The sequence below is a fragment of the Variovorax sp. 770b2 genome (assembly GCF_900115685.1).
GTDB lineage: Bacteria > Pseudomonadota > Gammaproteobacteria > Burkholderiales > Burkholderiaceae_C > Variovorax.
Map to the genome: position 1 here is coordinate 282,826 of NZ_FOXJ01000001.1, position 19,990 is coordinate 302,815.

Sequence of the window (19,990 nt, forward strand, 5' to 3'; positions counted from 1 at the left end):
ATCACACCGATTTTCAGTTTCGTTCCAACCAGGCAGTCCAATGATCCAGTTCACCCGCACGGCCATGGCGGTGGCCGCCGTCACCGCGTTCCAGGCAGCGCATGCACAGAGCAGCGCCGGCCTCGACGCCATCACCGTAGAAGGCAGCCGCGATGCCAGCAGCCTGCACCTGGAAGAGTCGAGCGGCACCGCCTCGCGGCTCGGCCTCTCGGTGCGCGAGACGCCGGCTTCCGTCGAGATCCTCTCGCAGGACGCGATCCAGCAGCGCGGCGCGCGCACCTTCAGCGAGGCCCTGCGCGGCATGGCGGGCCTGTCGGGCGGCGGGCCGCCGTCGTCGCCCACGACGCTCTCCACGCGCGGCTTCACCAGCCTCATGTACCTCTACGACGGCGTGCGCAGCTCCGGCGCGGGCGTCACCAACCGCGTGCAGGACACCTGGAACTACGACCGCATCGAAGTGCTCAAGGGCCCGGCCTCGGTGCTCGACGGCGAAGGCGCGATCGGCGGCGTCGTCAACTTCGTGACCAAGCGGCCCGACCGCGACAACCCGCACAAGGAGGCGCTGCTTTCCTATGGCAGCTACGGCACCACGCGCGCGGCCTTCGGCTTCGGCGGCGCGCTCGGCGATGCGAGCGCCTACCGCATCGACTACAGCCGCAACGACACCAAGGTCGGCACCATCGAGCGCAACGGCGAGCGCATCGACCACTTCACCAGCGGCCTCGCGCTCGACCTGGGTGGCTCGGTGAAGCTGGACCTGTCGTTCGACTACCTGCGCGACAACAACGATGCCTACTGGGGCACGCCGCTCGTGCCGCGCAGCTTCGCCACGCAGCCGACGAACGTGGTGAGCACGCCCGACGGCCGCGTGATCGACCGGCGCATGGCGCGCACCAACTACAACGTGCTCGACGACGACAACGCCTCGGAGACCTACTGGCTGCGCGCGCGCCTCACGGGCCAGCTCGAGGGCGGCTGGTCGTGGCGCAACGAGTTCTCGGCCAACAAGTCGAACCGCGTGTTTCGCAACTCCGAAAGCGCCACCTTCGTCGCACCCGCCAGCATCGCGCGCGACCAGACGCTGATCACCCACGACCAGGACTTCTGGCTCGACCGCTTCGACGCCACGCACAAGGGCACGATCGGCGGCATGGACAACCGCTTCGTCGTGGGCGGCGAATACAGCGAGACGCGCTTCGGCAGCCAGCGCCGCTTCTCCAACGGCAGCGCGGCGACGGCGAGCTTGCTGCGCGTGCCGGTGTTCGATCCGTACGTGGGCTTCTTCAACGACGACCCGGCGCTCAGCACGGGCGGCGGCAACCGGACCGACACGATGTCGAAGGTGAAGGTCACGTCGCTCTTCGTCGAAGACGCGCTCAAGCCGATTCGCAACCTCACGCTGGTCGGGGGCCTGCGCCACGACCGCACCGAGGTGGACCGTGCGATCACCGACCTCAACCTGGGCAGCTACACGCGCTTTGGCGCGAGCTACCGCTCCACCTCGGGCCGCATCGGCGCGGTGTACGACCTCACGCCGCAGTCGAGCATCTATGCGCAGTACACCAACGCGACGCTGCCGGTGAATTCGCTCTTCCTCTTGTCGGCATCGAACGCGGCGTTTCCGATGTCGCGCGGCAAGCAGGCCGAGGTGGGCTTCAAGCAGAGCCTGCCCGAGGCGAACCTGGAGTGGACCGCGGCGGCCTACAGGATCGAGCTGGACAACGTGCTCTCGCGCGATCCGGACAACGCCGCCAACACGGTGAACAACGGGCGCCAGTCGTCGCGCGGCCTGGAGCTCTCGGCGGTGTGGAAGCCGACGCGCGAATGGACGCTCGCAGGCAACCTCGCGGCGCTCGATGCGCGCTTCGACACGCTGGTGGAGGCGGGCAACGTCTCGCGCGTGGGCAAGACCCCGCCCAACGTGCCCGAGCGCGTGGCCAACCTCTTTGCGACCTACCGGCCCGACAACTCGAAGTTCGAGTACTTCGTGTCGCTCAACCGCACCGGCCCCATGTTCACCGACACCGCCAACCAGATCCGCATCAACGGCTACACCACCATGGATGCGGCGGTGAGCTACCGCCTGAAGAACGCGCTGCTCAGTCTTCGCGTGCGCAACCTCACCGACAAGCTCTACGCCACCTGGGTGGGGCGCGCCACCAGCCAGGTACTGCTGGCGCCGCGGCGCACCTTCGAGGTGTCGGCCAAGTTCGACTTCTGACGGCGCGCGCTCAGCGCATCTGCAGCCGCGCGTCCTTCGGGTAGCTGATGGTGTAGTCGGCCGCCACGCGCGCGGTCTTGCCGGCGTCCAGGTCGAAGCGCCACATCGCCAGGCCCGGCTGCTTGTTCCAGGCGAGCTCGCCCGGCTGCGGCGAGAACTGCGAGGCGACGCGCACCTGCTCGTCGACCGACACCGGCGCCGCCTCGAGCACCTGCACCGCGATGGGCGTGCGGTGGCGGTTCTCGATCACGTAGGCGCGCTGCACCTTGCGCTCGGCGCGCGTGCCGGCGAAGCCGCCGGTGCCCTGGTTGTCCTTCTCCGGTTCGGCTTGCACGCGCACCAGTTCGTCGCGGCCGAAGGAGAGCGTCAGGCGCGCATCGTTCGGCGCCGTCCACTGGCCGTTGCCGACGAAATTGCCGTCGCGGTAGAGCTGCATCGGGCCGGCCGGCCACACACCGTTGGGCTGCGCGAGATCGGCGACCAGGAAGGCGCTCGCGTCCACGCGCGGGCTGGTGCGCGAGGCGAGCTTCGCCGTGTCCTCGTACTGGCCGAGCGCCATCGTCACGCGCTGGCCGTCGGAGGGCACGTCGATGCTCTGGGGCACCGAGAATTCGGTGGCGAAGCTGTTGTCGAACACGCTCACGTCGAACAGCGGCGCGCGGCGTTCCATGGCCGACTCCTTCGTGATGGGCGCCATGGCTGCGGCAGCCGGCGCCGCAGGGTAGGCCATGTCGGCCCGTGCGCGCTGCGGCTGCGGCGGCGGCTCGATGCCGATGCGCCATGCACCCGGCATGCGGCCGGTGGTTTCGCGGCGCGGCTGGCCGGTGGAGAGCACCAGCTTCACGCCGCGCCAGTCTTCGCCCGTGGCCTGCGCCACCAGCGCCTGGCGTTCGATGCGCACCTTCTGCGTGGCGGTGTCGAGCAACGCGCGGTAGGTGGGCGTCCAGCCCGGGCCGTTGACCTGGTAGCTGAGCTTCACCTCTGCATCGGCGCTGGCGGCCAGCGTGACCGTCACGGCCACCACCTGCGCACCGTTGCCCTGGGAACGCGTGCGCTCGGCGAGCAGCGGGTTGAGCTGGCGGTCGATGTCGCCCTGCCTGCGCGCGAGCTGGTGTTGCTTGAGCAGCGAATCCTGCCCGGTGCGGCGCATCGCCTCGGTCATCGCGGCCAGGTTGCGGGCGTCCATCGGCGCGCGGGCGCCCTGGGCCGATTCACCGCCGCCGCCCGAGAGGCCCTTGAGATAGCCCGTGACCATGCCGAACGCATCGCTCTCGGCCTGCAGCGCGGCCTTCTGGTCTTCGAGTTCGCGGATGCGGCCGTCGAGCGCGCTGGTGGCGCAGCGTGCCGAGAGTTCGCGTTGCTCGGCGAGCACCGAGGTCTCGCCCACGCGCACCGACGCATCGGCCGACACCTGCAGGCTCTGCACGTCCAGCCCCGCCGGGAGGCACGCGAAGGTGACCGAGCGGCTGCCGGCCGCGACGCGCGCGACGCGCTCCACCGTGGCGCTGCCTGGGTAGACCTTCACCTGGGTGATGCGCGAATCGGACGGGGCTGGGGCCGTGCCCTGGGCGCTGGCGCTCAGGACCAGCCATGTGGCGGCGACGACGGTGGCGCGGAGCACAAGAGCGCAGGACGGTGCTTTCATTGAAGAGCCTTCGGGAGTGAGTGGGTTGACCTCCACTCATACGGCCGGGCGCGTTCAACGGGGTTACGGCGGCGTCAAAAAAATCGACGAGACGGGTGCTGCTGTCGCCAATGCAACCGCCACGGCGTTTCCGGTCACGCGTGCGACGACGCGCGAAGGCTCTGGTTCGTAGAGTGGATTCGTCCCTATCGCAATGCATTTCCGTTCCAAGGAGAACCTCCATGCTCGACACCATCCAGGCCATCAACCAATCCGCTGCATTCAACCGCTGGGCCGGCTTCGAAGTCACGCGCGCCGCCGACGGCGAGGCCGAGCTGCGCATGCGCTGGCGCGAGGAGGACATGGGCCAGTACGCCGGCTTCCTGCATGCGGGCCTCATCGGCGCCATGCTCGACACGGTCTGCGGCTTCGCGGCAGCCACGGTGGCGGGGCGCGTGCTGGCTTCGCATTTTTCCGTGAACTGCATCTCGCCCGCCGTGGGGCAGGTGTTCGTGGCGCGGGGACGCGTGGTGAAGGCCGGGCGAAAGCAGGTGTTCGCCGCCGGCGAGCTGTACGCCGAAGCCCAGGCGCAGGGCGGTGCGCTCAAGTTGCTCGCCACGGGCAGCGCCATCCTGGTTCCCGTGGAGGCGCCTGCGGTCGCCGCGCCAAAGATCTGAGAGATTCCGGCGCGATCCATCTCCGGGTTTTCAGCAGGAATAACCCAATCGTTTTAATTGCATTGCCTGCGTCAATTCATAAATTCAAGGAATGACCAGCGCGTCAAAGCGCTATTCAGTCGAATGAATTGAAAAAGTCCCCATTGCGCCTGATTCATAAGATGCCGCGATCCAATACGTAAACGACTTGCAATTTGACGTAAGACCTCTGAGTCAAACTGAAATCAACTGTTAAAAAAGCCGAACTGACCTGCAGCTGACGGCCTCACCACCTCGCAATCCGTCCTCCGCAGTTCGGGTCTTCAGGGCGGAAAACAGTTGTACGTTTGGTTTAATTTCAGGGAAAAAAGACGGCTCGTGCCGTCCATGAAGCGCGCTGCCTGTCGCGTTCGCCCGCCCGAATCAGGGCTCTCTCCCTTTTCTGAAAACAATTCGCGCCGGCGCGCCTACCCGCGTCTCCGGCGGCGGGTCCATCTTGCCTTGGGCGAGCAAAAGCAATAGCTACAGCATGGCCAAAAAAACCTCCCGCGCCGGCGCCCAAAACGCCATTCAAAACGCCATTCAACCCGCCGCCCCCGCAGTGCCCGAACGGTTCGGACTCCGCGCCATGGCGCTTGAAGCCCGCTACATGTTCGATGCGGCCGCTGTCGCGACCGGTGCCGAGGTGCTGGCGGCCCAGGCCGCGGCGCAGCAGGCGGATGCGGCCATCGCCGATGCCGCGCGCCAGGCCGACCACGCGCCCGCGCCCGCCGCCGTGCCTGCCGCGCAGCCCGGCGGTGAGGACCTTGCTCGCCTCTACACCTCGGTCGACGAGAAAGCACAGGGTGGCCAGGGCCAGGATTCCCATGGCTTCGAGGGCCTGGGGAACGCGCTGCAGCTGTATGCACCGCGAGACGACCAGGGCGCCCACGGCGCGCAGATCGTGTTCATCGATCCCGGCGTCTCCGACGTCTCGACGCTGCTCCAGGGCATCGACCCGTCGGCCGAAGTCATCTTTTTGGACAACCGGTCCGATGGCCTCTCGCAGATCGCCAGCGCGCTGCAAGGGCGCACCGATATCGGCGCGATCCATATCCTGTCCCACGGCGACCCCGGCGAGCTGCGGCTGGGCAACGCGGTGTACGACAACGCCGGCCTGTCCGCGCGGTCGGCCGACCTGGCCGCCATCGGCCGCGCGCTGGGCGCGGAGGGCGACATCCTGCTGTACGGCTGCGACACCGCGCAGGGCGTGGTGGGAGCGCAGTTCGCCCACAGCCTGTCGCGCCTGACGGGCGCCGACGTGGCCGCCTCGGTCGACTTGACGGGCGCGGCGCGCCTGGGCGGCAACTGGAACCTCGAATACCGGACCGGCCACATCGAAAGCCGCGTGGTGGTGGACGAGCGCACGCAGGCCCTCTACGACAGCACGCTGGACGCGGCGGTCAATACCGGCAGCGGCGCCGTGCTGGCGGTGTATGGCCGCAACATCGTGAGCATCGACGTCACCACCGGCAAGGCCACGGTGGTCACCAGCGTGCCGGCCACGGTCGGCGGCCTGGCCGTGGGCGACACGATCAATGCCATGTCGCTCAATGCGCCGGCGGGGCTGATCTATTACTTCGACGGCAACACCGCCACGCGCGCGCTGTTCGCGTACGACTACATCAACAACACCCACATCCTGATCGACGCGAACATCACCGACGCCGGCAGCGTGGTCGTTCCGGGCGAGCAGGGCGTGAGCGGCGGCGGGGCGGCCTTCTACAACGGCGCGATGTACCTGGGCGTGGAGAACGTCGGCGGCACGCCCTCCGACAGCATCTTCCGGCTCGCGTTCGCGGCGGACGGGCGCAGCATCACCGGCACCTCGGTGTTCGTGGGTGCGGTGGCCGGTGGTGCGGACTGGGGCGACCTGGCCATCGACACGGCCAACAACGCGCTCGTCAGCACCGGCGGCGGCGACGCGGGCGGGCGTCTGTTCGTGCGCTGGGACCTTGCGACCGGCACCCAGCTGACCAACGTCAACTACACCCCGACCGCGACCCAGATCTCCAACGGGACCAACGGCGCTCTCTACGCCCTCGGCGGGACGACGATCCAGAGCATCAACCCGACGACCGGTGCGCTGATTTCCACGACGAACGTCACCACCAACGGCACGACCCTCATCGCCGGCGCGCCGGCGGACGGCGCCGGCGCGACGGCGGCCACGGGCACCATCGGCGACAGGATCTTCGACGACAACAACGGCGACGGCGTCTTCGGCGCCGGCGACACCGGCATCGCCAACGTCACCGTGCAGATCGTGGACGACGTCAACAACAACGGCATCGCCGATGCCGGCGAGCGGGTGCTCGCCACGGACACCACCAACGCCACCGGCAACTACCTGTTCACCGGCGTGCTCCCGGGCGCCTACGTGGTGCGCGTCACCGACGCCAACGGCGTGCTGGGCGGCAGCGCGCCCACCAACGGCGCGGCGTTCCGCGCGGTCTCGCTGGCCACCATCGGCGGGTCCATCCTCACGGCCGATTTCGGCTACGACAAGGTGCCGCCGGTGGTCGACCTGAACTCGGGCACCGTCTTCACCGACATCGTCACCAACGGCGGCTTCACCGGCGGCGGCGCGGGTTGGACCAGCACGGGCGCCACCACGTTTTTCAACAACCACGTGGAGTGGAGTTCGGACACGGACTCCGGCACGCTCACGCAGGCGGGCCTCACCGGCCTGCAGTCCGGGCCGGGCGCCAACGGCGCGGGGCAGGTGATCTTCGGCTTCGGCTGGAACAACGGAGTGCCCGATACCAACGCCTCGGGCGTCTTCACGGTGAGCGTGGGCGGCGTGGTGTACGCGACCATCACCACCGGCCGGTCGCTCCTGAATCCGAACATCGCCACCATCGTCTATTCGAATGGCGCGAGCGGGCCCGTCTCCATCGTGAACACGAGCCCCTTCAACAACTGGACGTACACCGACATCACGATCAACCTGCCGGCCAACGTGGCCGACAGCGGCAGCCTGGTCTTCAACTACGCGCTGGGCACCCCCGTCCCGAGCTCGGACGACGTGTCGATCGACAACGTGCGCGTGCTGACCTCGGCGGACGCCACGCCGGGCCGCGACTGGAGCGCCACGTTCACGGAAGACGGCGCGCCCGTGTCCATCTCGGACACCGATGCGACGGTGATCGACAGCGACTCGGCCAACATGGTCGCGGCGCAGATCGTGCTGACCAACGGGCAGGCCGGGGACCTGCTGCGCATCGGCGGCGTGGCGCTGGCCAACGGCGCCACCGGCACCCTCAACGGGCTGAACTACACCGTCAGCGTGAGCGGCGGGGTGACCATCATCGACCTCAGCGGCTCGGCCACCAAGGCCGTGTACGCGAGCACCATCGGCGCCGTCACTTTCCAGAGCACGCTGCAGAACCCGCTGGGCTCGCCGGTGCGGGACATCACCGTGACGGTGAGGGACGGCGGCCTCTCGTCGAACGTGGCGCACGCGTTCATCACGGTGGTGCCGGTGAACGACGCGCCGGTGCTGGGCACGGGCTCCTCGCTCGCCTACACCGAGAACGGCGCGCCGGCGGCGGTGAATCCGTCCATCGTCGTCAGCGACGTGGACAACGCCACGCTCGCCTCGGGCGCGGTGGCGATCACCGGCAACTTCGCGGCGGGGCAGGACGTGCTGGACTTCGCCAACGTGGCCGCGACGATGGGCAACATCGCCGGCACCTACAACGCGGCCACGGGCGTCATGACGCTGAGCTCGGCCGGCAACACCGCCACCACGGCGCAGTGGCAGGCCGCGCTGCGCGCGGTGCAATACAGCAACAGCTCGGACAACCCGTCGACCGCCGCGCGCACCGTGAGCTACACGGTGAACGACGGCGCGCTCGATTCCAATGCCGTGACCTCGACGGTGAACCTGGCCGCGGTGAACGACGCGCCGGTGCTCGCCGGCGGCACCAGCGTCACCTACGCCGAGAACGGCGCGCCCACCGCGGTGAACGGCGCGGTCGTGGTCTCCGACCCGGACAACGCCACGCTCGCGAGCGGCACGGTGGCCATCACCGGCAACTTCGTGGCGGGGCAGGACGTGCTGAGCTTCACGAACGTGGTCGCCACGATGGGCAACATCGCCGGCACCTACAACGCGGCCACGGGCGTCATGTCGCTGAGCTCGGCCGGCAACAGCGCCACCACGGCGCAGTGGCAGGCCGCGCTGCGTGCGGTGCAGTACGCCAACACCTCCGAAGACCCGTCGGCCGCGGCGCGCACCGTCACCTGCACGGTCAACGACGGCGCCGCCAATTCGAACACCGTCACCTCGAGCGTCAACGTCGGCCCGGTGAACGACGCGCCGGTCAACACGCTGCCCGCGGGCTGGACCACGAACGAAGAGACGGCGGTGGGCATCACGGGCCTGCAGATCGGCGACGTGGACGCCGGCAGCGGCAACCTGCGCGTGACGCTGGGCGTGCCCGGCGGCATCCTCACCGCGGCCTCGGGCAGCGGCGTCACGGTGACCGGGAGCGGCACGGGCACGCTGGTCCTCGAAGGCACGCAAGCCAGCATCAACGCCTACCTGGCGAGCGCGGCGCGCCCCAATTACGTGCCGGTGGCGAACGCCAACGGCAACGTGACGCTGACCATGACCACCACCGACCTGGGCAGCACCGGCGCGGGCGGTGCGCAAACGGACACGGACACGGCCGTCATCGCGATCACGCAGGTGAACGATGCGCCGGCCGGCGCGGACCGCACCGTCGCGCTGAACGAAGACGCCGCCTACACCTTCTCGGCCGCCGACTTCCCGGTCACCGATGCGAACGACACGCCGGCCAATGGGCTGCAGTCGGTGATCGTCGCCACGCTGCCGCCCGCAGGGCAAGGCGTGCTGCGCCTGAACGGCGCGGCGGTGACGGCGGGCCAGGCGATTCCGGCCGGCAGCCTGGGCCAGCTGACCTTCACGCCGGCCGCCAACCTCAATGGCGCCGGCCTCGGGTCGTTCACCTTCCAGGTGGTGGACAACGGCGGCATCGCCAATGGCGGCCAGAACACCGACCTGTCGCCCAACACCTTCAGCTTCAACATTGCGGCGGTCAACGACGCGCCGGTGATCGCCCCCGACACCGCCAGCGGCACCGAGGAAACGCCCGTCACCGGCAACGTGCTGGCCAACGACAGCGACGTGGACGGCGACCCGCTCACGGTGACGCAGTTCGTGGTCAACGGCGCCACCTTCATCGCGGGCCAGACGGCCACCATCGCGGGCGTGGGCACGTTGGCGATCAACGCCAACGGCAGCTACACCTTCACGCCCGCTGCAAACTACAACGGCGCTGTACCGGCCGTCACCTACACGGTGAGCGACGGCACGGCCGCGGCCACTTCCACGCTGGCCCTCACGATCACCGCGGTGAACGATGCGCCCGTCAACACGCTGCCCACAGGCTGGACGACCGACGAAGACACGACCGTCGGCATCACCGGGCTGCAGATCAACGACGTGGATGCGGGCGCCAGCCCGATGCGCGTGACGCTGAGCGTGCCGGCGGGGTCCTTGACGGCGGCCTCGGGCAGCGGCGTCACGGTGACCGGCAGCGGCACGGGCACGCTGATCCTCGAAGGCACGCAAGCCGGCATCAACGCTTATCTCGCGAGCGCGGCGCGGCCCAACTACGTGCCGGTGGCGAACGCCAACGGCAGCGTGACGCTGACCATGACCACCAGCGACCTGGGCAACACGGGCACCGGCGGCACGCTCACCGACACGGACACGGCGACGATCGCGATCACCGCGGTCAACGATGCACCGGCCGGCGCGGACCGCGCGGTGGCGATCAACGAAGACGGCACCTACACCTTCTCGGCGTCGGACTTCCCGGTCACGGATGCAGCAGACACGCCTGCCAACATCCCGCAGTCGGTGGTCATCGCTGCGCTGCCGCCCGCGGGGCAGGGCGTGCTGCGCCTGAACGGCGTGGCGGTGACGGCGGGCCAGGCGATTCCGGCCGGCAGCCTGGGCCAGCTGACCTTCACACCGGCGGCCCACGTGAACGGCACCGGCCTCGGGTCGTTCACCTTCCAGGTGGTGGACAACGGCGGCACCGCCAACGGCGGACAGAACACCGACCAATCGCCCAACACCTTCAGCTTCAACATCGCGGCGGTCAACGACGCGCCGGTGGGCAACCCCGACACGGGCACCACGGCGGAAGAGAGCGGTCTCACCGGCAATGTGCTGGCCAACGACACCGATGTCGACGGCGATCCGCTCTCGGTGACGCAGTTCGTGGTCAACGGCGCCACCTTCACGGCCGGCCAGACCGCGACCCTCGCGGGCGTCGGCACGCTGGTGATCGCCGCGAACGGCAGCTACACCTTCACGCCCGCTGCGAACTACAGCGGCCCTGTACCGGCCGTCACCTACACGGTGAGCGACGGCACGGCCACGGCCACTTCCACGCTGGCCCTCACGATCACCGCGGTGAACGATGCGCCCGTCAATACGCTGCCCGCAGGCTGGACGACCGACGAGGACACGACCGTCGGCATCACCGGGCTGCAGATCAACGACGTGGATGCGGGCGGCAGCCCGATGCGCGTGACGCTGAGCGTGCCCAGCGGCACCCTTGCCGCGGCCTCGGGCAGCGGCGTCACGGTGACCGGCAGCGGCACCGGCACGCTGATCCTCGAAGGCACGCAAGCCAGCATCAACGCCTACCTCGCGAGCGCGGCGCGGCCCAACTACGTGCCGGTGGCGAACGCCAACGGCAGCGTGACGCTGACCATGACCACCAGCGACCTGGGCAACACGGGCACCGGCGGCACGCTCACCGACACGGACACGGCGACGATCGCGATCACCGCGGTCAACGATGCGCCGGCCGGTGCGGACCGCACCGTGGCGATCGACGAAGACGCGACCCACACCTTCTCGGCCGCCGATTTTCCGCTCACAGATGCCGGCGACACGCCGCCCAACGGCCTGCAGTCGGTGATCGTCACCACGCTGCCGCCAGCCTCGCAAGGCGTGCTGCGCCTGAACGGCGTGGCGGTGACGGCGGGCCAGGCGATTCCCGCCGGCAGCCTGGGCCAGCTGACCTTCACGCCGGCGGCCAACGTGAGCGGCACCGGCCTCGGGGCGTTCACCTTCCAGGTGGTGGACAACGGCGGCACCGCCAACGGCGGCCTGAACACCGACCCGTCGCCCAACACCTTCAGCTTCAACATCGCGGCGGTCAACGACGCGCCGGTGGCCGCGCCGGACACGCTCCCCGCGACCGAGGACACGCCGCTCTCGGTCCCGGTGGCGACCTTGCTCGGCAACGACACCGACATCGAAGGCAACGCGCTCACGATCACCAGCGTGCAGGACGCCGTCGACGGCACGGTGAGCCTGGTGGGCGGCAACGTGGTCTTCACGCCGGCGCCGAATTTCAACGGCGCGGCCAGCTTCACCTACACCGTGAGCGATGGCAACGGCGGCACCTCGACGGCCACGGTGACGGTCAACGTCGCGCCCGTGAACGACGCGCCGGTGGCCGACGACGACGTCGCGAGCACGCCGATCAACACGCCGCTGGCGAGCATCCCGGTGCTCGCCGACGACACCGACGTGGACGGCGATGCGCTGACCGTGACCGCCGCGACGGTGGACCCGGCACTGGGCACCGTCACCGTCAATCCGGACGGCACGCTGAACTTCACGCCGGCGACCAACGTCTCCGGTGCGGTGCAGATCGGCTACACGGTGAGCGACGGCCAGGGCGGCACCGACACCGGCGTGCTGACCGTGAACGTCGGCGCCAACACGCCGCCGCAGAGTGCGGACGCCACCGTCAGCGGCACCGAGGACACACCGCTGACGCTGGCCGTCGCCAACTTCGCCTTCAGCGACGCCGATGCGGGCCAGAGCCTGTCGCACGTGCGCATCGACACGCTGCCGGCCAGCGGCACCTTGCTGCTCAACGGCGTGGCGGTCGCCGCGGGCGAAACCATCGAGCTGGCGGACATCGCCGCCGGACGCCTGGTCTTCGCGCCCGGCGCCAACGGCAACGGCGCCACCTATGCGGGCTTCACCTTCTCGGTGCAGGACTCGGGCGGTGCCTTCGACACCGCGCCGAACACCGTCACCTTCAACATCGCGGCGGTCAACGACACGCCGGTGGGCACCCCCGACACCGTCGTCGTCGACGAAGACACGCCCGCGACCGGCAATGTGCTGACCAATGACACCGATGTCGAAGGCGGTCCGCTGGCGGTGACGCAGTTCGAAGTGGGCGGCACCGCCTTCACGGCGGGGCAGACTGCGACGATCGCGAACGTCGGCACGCTCGCGATCGGCGCCGACGGCAGCTACACCTTCACGCCGGCGGCCAACTACAACGGGCCTGTGCCCGTGGCCACCTACACGGTGAGCGACGGCGCGGCCACCGCGAGCGCCACGCTGACGTTCAGCGTGACAGCGGTGGACGATGCATTCACGGACGGCAACGAGACGGTGACGGCGAACGAAGACACGCCGTTGACCGGCTCGGTGCTCACGGGCACGGCGAGCGTGGACGGCCCGGTCACTGTCGCGAGCTTCGGCGTGGCCGGTGATGCCACCACGTACATCGCGGGCCAGACGGCGAACATCGCCAGCGTCGGCACGCTGGCGATCAACGCCGACGGCAGCTACACCTTCACGCCGGTGGCCAACTACAACGGCCCGGTGCCGGTGGTCACGTACAGCATGACCGATGGGTCGAGCGCCGACACCTCCACGCTGGTGATCACCGTCGCGCCGGTGGACGACGCCTTCACCGATGCCGACGAAACGGCCAGCACCAACGAAGACACGCCGCTGACAGGTTCCGTGCTCACGGGCACGACGAGCGTGGATGGGCCGGTCACGGTCGCGAGCTTCAGCGTGGCCGGTGATGCCACCACGTACACCGCGGGCCAGACGGCGAACATCGCCGGTGTCGGCACGCTCGCGATCAACACCGACGGCAGCTACACCTTCACACCGGCCGCGAACTACAACGGACCGGTGCCGGTCGCGACCTACACCACGAGCGACGGTTCCAGCACCGACACCTCGACGCTGACGTTCAACGTCACGCCGGTGGACGATGCATTCACCGACGCGAACGAGACGGTGGACACCAACGAGGACACGCCGCTCACGGGCTCGGTGCTCACGGGCACGGCGAGCGTGGACGGGCCGGTCACGGTCGCGAGCTTCAGCGTGGCCGGCGATGCCACCGCCTACATCGCGGGCCAGACGGCGACCATCGCCGGCGTCGGCACGCTGGCGATCAACGACGACGGCAGCTACACCTTCACGCCGGTGGCCAACTACAACGGCCCGGTGCCGGTGGCCACGTACAGCCTGACCGACGGTTCCAGCGGCGACACCTCGACGCTGGTCATCACCGTCGTGCCGGTGGACGACGCCTTCACCGATACCGACGAAACGGCCAGCACCAACGAAGACACGCCGCTGACAGGCTCGGTGCTCACGGACACGGCGAGCGTGGACGGGCCGGTCACGGTCGCGAGCTTCAGCGTGGCCGGTGATGCCGCCACCTACACCGCAGGCCAGACGGCCACCATCGCGAACGCCGGCACGCTGGTGATCCACCCCGACGGCCGCTACATCTTCACGCCGGACGCCAACTACAACGGCCCGGTGCCGGTGGTCACGTACACCCTGACCGACGGATCGAGCACCGACACCTCGACGCTGACGATCGGCGTCACGCCGGTGGACGATGCCTTCACCGATGCCGACGAGACGGCGAGCACGAACGAAGACACGCCGTTGACCGGCTCGCTGCTCACGGGCACCACGAGCGTGGACGGTCCGGTCGCCGTGACGAGCTTCAACGTGGCCGGTGATGCCACCACATACATCGCGGGCCAGACGGCGAACATCGCCGGTGTCGGCACGCTGGCGATCAACGCCGACGGCAGCTACACCTTCACACCGGCCGCGAACTACAACGGACCGGTTCCGGTGGCGACCTACACCACGAGCGACGGTTCCAGCGTCGACACCTCGACGCTGGCCCTCACGGTCGCGGCGGTGGACGATGCCTTTGCCGACGCGAACGAGACGGTCGGCATCGATGAAGACACGCCGCTCACGGGTTCCGTGCTCACGGGCACGGCCAGCGTGGACGGCCCGGTGAGCGTCACCAGTTTCACCGTTGCGGGCGATCCGGTCACCTACACGGCGGGGGAGACCGCGACCATCGCCGGCGTGGGCACGCTGGCCATCGACGCCGACGGCAGCTACACCTTCACGCCCGTTGCCAACTACAACGGCGCGGTGCCGCTGGTCACCTACAGCCTGACCGACGGCTCCAGCGGCGACACCTCGACGCTGGCCATCACGGTCGCTGCGGTGGACGATGCCTTCACCGATGCGGACGAGACCGTGGGCATCGACGAAGACGCGCCGCTCTCGGGCTCGGTGCTCACCGGCACGGCGAGCGTCGATGGGCCGGTGACGGTCACCGGCTTCACGGTTGCGGGCGACGGCACCGCCTACACCGCCGGCCAGACCGCGGTCATCGCGAACGTCGGCACGCTGGTGATCGATGCCGACGGCAGCTACACCTTCACGCCCGCCGCGAACTACAACGGCCCGGTGCCGCTGGTCACCTACAGCCTGGCCGATGGATCGAGCGGCGACACCTCGACGCTGGCGATCACGGTGGCGTCGGTGGACGATCCGTTCACCGATGCCGGCGAGACCGTCGGCACGAACGAAGACACGCCGTTGTCGGGCTCGGTGCTGACCGGCACGACCAGCGTCGACGGACCGGTGACGGTCACCACCTTCGGCGTGGCGGGCGACGACACGGCCTACACGGCGGGGCAGACGGCCACCCTCGCGGGCGTCGGCACGCTGGCGATAGCCGCCGACGGAACCTATGCCTTCACGCCGGCCGCGAACTACAACGGCCCGGTGCCGGTGGTCACGTACCGCCTGACCGACGGCTCCAGCACCGGCACCTCGACGCTGGCCATCGCCGTCGCGGCGGTGGACGATGCCTTCGCCGATGCCGACGAAACGGCGGGCACGAACGAGGACACGCCGCTGACGGGCTCGGTGCTGGCCGGCACGGGCAGCGTGGACGGCCCGGTCACGGTCACGGGTTTCAGCGTGGCGGGCGATGCCACGGCGTACGCCGCGGGCCAGACCGCGAGCATCGCCGGCGTGGGCACCCTGGCGATAGCCGCCGACGGCAGCTACACCTTCACGCCGGCCGCGAACTACAACGGCCCGGTGCCCGTGGCCACGTACAGCCTGACCGACGGCTCGAGCACCGACACCTCGACGCTCGCCCTGGGCGTCGCCGCGGTCAACGATGCGCCGGTCGGCACTCCCGACACCGGCACCGTGGCCGAGGACCTGCCCGCCACGGGCAACGTGCTGGCCAACGACACCGACGTGGACGGCGATGCGTTGACGGTGACCGGCTTCAGCGTGGCCGGCGGCGGCACCTTCGCCGCAGGACAGACCGCCACCATCGCGGGCGTCGGCACGCTCGCGATCGATGCCGACGGCAGCTACACCTTCACGCCGGCGGCGAACTACAACGGCACGCCGCCCGTGGTGACCTGCACCGTGAGCGACGGCACGGCCACGGCCACCTCGACACTGACCTTCACGGTCTCGGCCACCAACGACGCACCCGTCAACACCATTCCGGCAGGCTGGACGACCAGCGAAGACACGACGGTCGGCATCACCGGCCTGCAGATCACCGACGTGGACGCGGGCAGCGGCCCGGTGCGCGTGACGCTGAACGTGGCGAGCGGCTCGCTCACCGCGGATTCGGGCGCAGGGGTCGTGGTGACCGGCAGCGGCTCCGAAACGCTGATCCTGGAAGGCTCCCAGGCCGACATCAACGCCTATCTTGCGAGTGCGGCAAGGCCCGGCTACGTCCCGGTGGCCAACGCCGAGGGCAACGTGACGCTGACCATGACGACCAGCGACCTGGGCAACACGGGCGCAGGCGGCACGCTGACGGACACGGACACCGCGACCCTCACGATCACGCCGGTCAACGATGCGCCATCGGGCGCGGACCGCACGGTCACGATCGACGAGGACGGCGCCTACACCTTCTCGGCGGCGGACTTCCCGATCATCGATGGTGACGACGCGCCGGCGAACGGCCTGCAGTCCGTGGTCGTCACGACGCTGCCGCCCGCATCCGATGGCGTGCTGCGCCTGAACGGTGTTGCCGTGACGGCGGGGCAAGTCATCCCCGCCGGCAGCCTCGGCCAGCTGACCTTCACTCCTGCCGCGAACTTGAACGGCACCGGCATCGGCGCATTCACCTTCCAGGCCGTGGACAACGGCGGCACCGGCGACGGCGGCCTGGACACCGACGCGTCGCCGAACACCTTCAGCTTCGATGTCGCCGCGGTCAACGACGCGCCGGTGGCCGACGACGACGTCGCCAGCACGCCGATCAACACGCCGCTCGCGGACATCCGGGTGCTCGCCAACGACAGCGACGCCGACGGCGATCCGCTGACCGTCACCCTGGCGACGGTGGACCCCGCGCAGGGCACGGTCGGCATCGACCCGGACGGCGCGCTGATCTTCACGCCCGCCAGCAACGTCAGCGGCCCGGTGCAGATCACCTACACGGTGAGCGACGGCCAGGGCGGCACCGACACCGCCGTGCTCACGGTCAACGTGGGTGCCAACACGCCGCCCCAGAGCGCGGACGCCACGGCGAACGGCACCGAGGACACGCCGCTGGTGCTCACGCCCGCGAACTTTCCGTTCACCGATGCCGATGCGGGCCAGAGCCTGGCCAACGTGCGCATCGACACGCTGCCCGTCGAGGGCACGCTGCTGCTCGACGGCGTGGCGGTGGTCGCGGGCCAGGTCCTGGCCGCCGCGGACATCGCCGCAGGCCGCCTGACCTTCGTGCCGGGCCAGGACGGCAACGGCGCCACCCACGCCAGCCTCAGCTTCTCGGTGCAGGACTCGGGCGGCGCCTTCGGCACGGCGCCGAACAGGCTGGTCTTCGACATCGCCCCGGTCGACGACGCCCCGGTGGCGAACGGCGACATTGCCACCTCCGACGAAGACACGCCCGTGACCGGCAACGTGCTGGCCAACGACACCGACATCGAAGGCGGTCCGCTGGCGGTGACGCAGTTCGAAATCGGCGGCACCACCTTCGCGGCGGGGGAGACGGCGACGATTGCGGACGTCGGCACGCTCGCGATCGGCGCCGACGGCAGCTACACCTTCACGCCGGCGGCCAACTACAACGGGCCGGTGCCCGTGGCCACCTACACGGTGAGCGACGGCGCGGCCACCGCGAGCGCCACGCTGGCCTTCACCGTCGCCGCGGTGAACGACGAGCCCGTGGCGAACGACGATGCGGCGAGCACGCCGATCAACGTGCCGCTGCTGAACCTCCCGGTGCTGGCCAACGACACCGATGCCGACGGCGACCCGCTCACCGTGACCGGCGCCACCGTCGGCGCGGGGCTGGGCACGGTCAGCGTGAACCCCGATGGGACCTTGAGCTTCGCGCCGGCCGCCAACGTCAGCGGGCCCGTGCAGATCGGCTACACCGTGAGCGACGGCAAGGGCGGCACCGCCGCCGCGGTGCTCACGGTCATCGTGGGTGCCAACACGCCGCCGCAAGGCGCCGACACCACGGCCGACGGCACCGAGGACACGCCGCTGGTGCTCACGCCCGCGAACTTCCCCTTCACCGATCCCGATGCGGGCCAGGCGCTGTCCGGCGTGCGCATCGACACGCTGCCGGCCAGCGGCACGCTGCTGCTGGACGGCGCGGCGGTGAATGCGGGCCAGGTGATCTCGGCGGCGGACATCGCGGCCGGGCGCCTTGCCTTCGCGCCCGGTGCCAACGGCAACGGCGCGGCCTATGCGAGCCTGGGCTTCTCGGTGCAGGACACATCCGGCGCCTTCGATCCGGCGCCCAGCACGCTCACGTTCGACATGGCGCCAGTCAACGACGCGCCCGTCGCGTCGGCACCGCCGGCCGGCACGCCGGAGAACACGCCCGTCGACGGCCAGATCGCAGCGACCGATGCCGACGGCGATGCCCTCGGCTACACGGTGCAGCAAGGCCCGGCGCACGGCACACTGGTGCTCGGCCCGGACGGCAGCTACGTGTACACGCCGGCCGCGGATTTCAGCGGTGCCGACAGTTTCACGGTCGTGGTGTCGGACGGGCAAGACGGACAGACGACCGTGACGATCCCGGTCATGGTGTCGCCGTCGAACGACCCGCCGGTGGTCGTCGCGCCGCCCACCGGCACGGTCACGGCCGAGGACACGCCGCTGGCCGGTTCGCTGCAGGTGGCCGACCCCGACGGCGACGCGCTCGGCTACACCGTCATCAGTGGCCCGGCGCACGGCACGCTGGCGATCGACCCCGACGGCAGCTATGTCTACACGCCGGGGCGCGACTTCAACGGCGCCGACAGCTTCACGGTGCAGATGTCCGACGGCCGGGGCGGCATGCTCACGGTGACCGTGCCGGTGACGGTGACGCCGGTGAACGACGGCCCGTCCGCGCAGCCCGATACAGCCATTGCCGCCAACGGCGCTTCGGTGACCGTCGACGTGCTCGGCAACGACACCGACGCCGAGGGCGACCCGCTGACGGTGCGCGCCATCGACGGCACGGCCATCGCCGTGGGCGGCTCGGTGGCGGTGGACGGCGGCCGCGTCACGCTGAACGCGAACGGCACGCTCACCTTCGTGCCGAACCCGGGCTTCGTCGGCACGCCGACCTTCTCGTACACGGTGGCCGACAGTGCCGGTTCGGAGGCCTCGGGCACCGTGCGCCTGCGGGTGACCGCCGCGCCAGTGCCGGCACCGGCACCGGCACCCTCGAATGGCGCGAACGTGCAGCAACTGCTGGCCATGGGGCATGCGGACCTGCCGGCCGGCCGGGACACGCGCGGCGAGTGGGGCCGCGAGGCCCGCGAGCCGCAGACGATGCAGGTGAGGATGCACATCATCGATGCGGTCAACGGCATCCGGCCGCTGAACGGCACGCCGGCGCTGGATGCGCTCGGGCCGCTGCGCATCGCCGTCGATGGGATCCGCCCGCTCGACGGCACGCAGCCGCTGGACACGCCCACGCCGGTGCTCGACCTGGTGGCGCAGCTGCAGCATCGCCTGCAGGTGCTCGACCCGGTGCAGGCGATGTTCACCGCGCAGGGCGACGCCCGCATCCTGGATGTCGCGCGCGGGAACGGCAACGCCGAGCCCGATGTGGACGCGCTGATGTTCAGCGAGCAGATCGCCTTCCGCCTGGGCCAGTCGTCGGCAGAGACCGACCAGCTGGCCGCAGCGCTGGCCGCACGGCTTCCTGCCTTGTCTTCCGTTGCTTCCAGCAACCCCTGACGCCTTTGACGCAAAGAAAGAGAAAAGATGTTCGAGCTGCCAACGACTCACCGGACGCCCCGGACCCC

Annotated in this window: 4 protein-coding genes; 3 read left to right on the plus strand and 1 reads right to left on the minus strand. The window is 69.8% G+C overall.

Annotated features, from left to right (window positions below; genetic code table 11):
• Window positions 1–40: 40 nt before the first annotated feature.
• Window positions 41–2,221, plus strand: a complete 2,181-nt coding sequence (locus BM133_RS01250) for a TonB-dependent receptor (protein ID WP_093431087.1) — start codon at window positions 41–43, stop codon at window positions 2,219–2,221.
• Between the two features lie 10 nt (window positions 2,222–2,231).
• Here BM133_RS01250 and BM133_RS01255 read toward each other — a convergent pair whose 3' ends face one another.
• Complete coding sequence (locus tag BM133_RS01255; protein ID WP_093431089.1) at window positions 2,232–3,866, minus strand: DUF4139 domain-containing protein; 1,635 nt, start codon at window positions 3,864–3,866, stop codon at window positions 2,232–2,234.
• A 221-nt stretch (window positions 3,867–4,087) separates the two neighbouring features.
• Here BM133_RS01255 and BM133_RS01260 point away from each other — a divergent pair, with 221 nt between their 5' ends.
• Both BM133_RS01260 and BM133_RS01265 read left to right on the plus strand, forming a co-directional pair.
• On the plus strand, window positions 4,088–4,522 hold the full coding sequence (locus BM133_RS01260) for a PaaI family thioesterase (protein WP_093431090.1): 435 nt from the start codon (window positions 4,088–4,090) through the stop codon (window positions 4,520–4,522).
• 607 nt (window positions 4,523–5,129) lie between these two features.
• A complete protein-coding gene (locus BM133_RS01265; protein WP_177224681.1) occupies window positions 5,130–19,922 on the plus strand; it encodes a tandem-95 repeat protein in 14,793 nt (4,930 codons plus the stop codon).
• The last annotated feature ends 68 nt before the right edge of the window (window positions 19,923–19,990 follow it).

Coding starts and splice junctions, on each gene's coding strand:
- BM133_RS01250 (WP_093431087.1), top strand. CDS start 41: ATGATCCAGTTCACCCGCACGGCCATGGCGGTGGCCGCCGTCACCGCG.
- BM133_RS01255 (WP_093431089.1), bottom strand. CDS start 3,866: ATGAAAGCACCGTCCTGCGCTCTTGTGCTCCGCGCCACCGTCGTCGCC.
- BM133_RS01260 (WP_093431090.1), top strand. CDS start 4,088: ATGCTCGACACCATCCAGGCCATCAACCAATCCGCTGCATTCAACCGC.
- BM133_RS01265 (WP_177224681.1), top strand. CDS start 5,130: ATGGCGCTTGAAGCCCGCTACATGTTCGATGCGGCCGCTGTCGCGACC.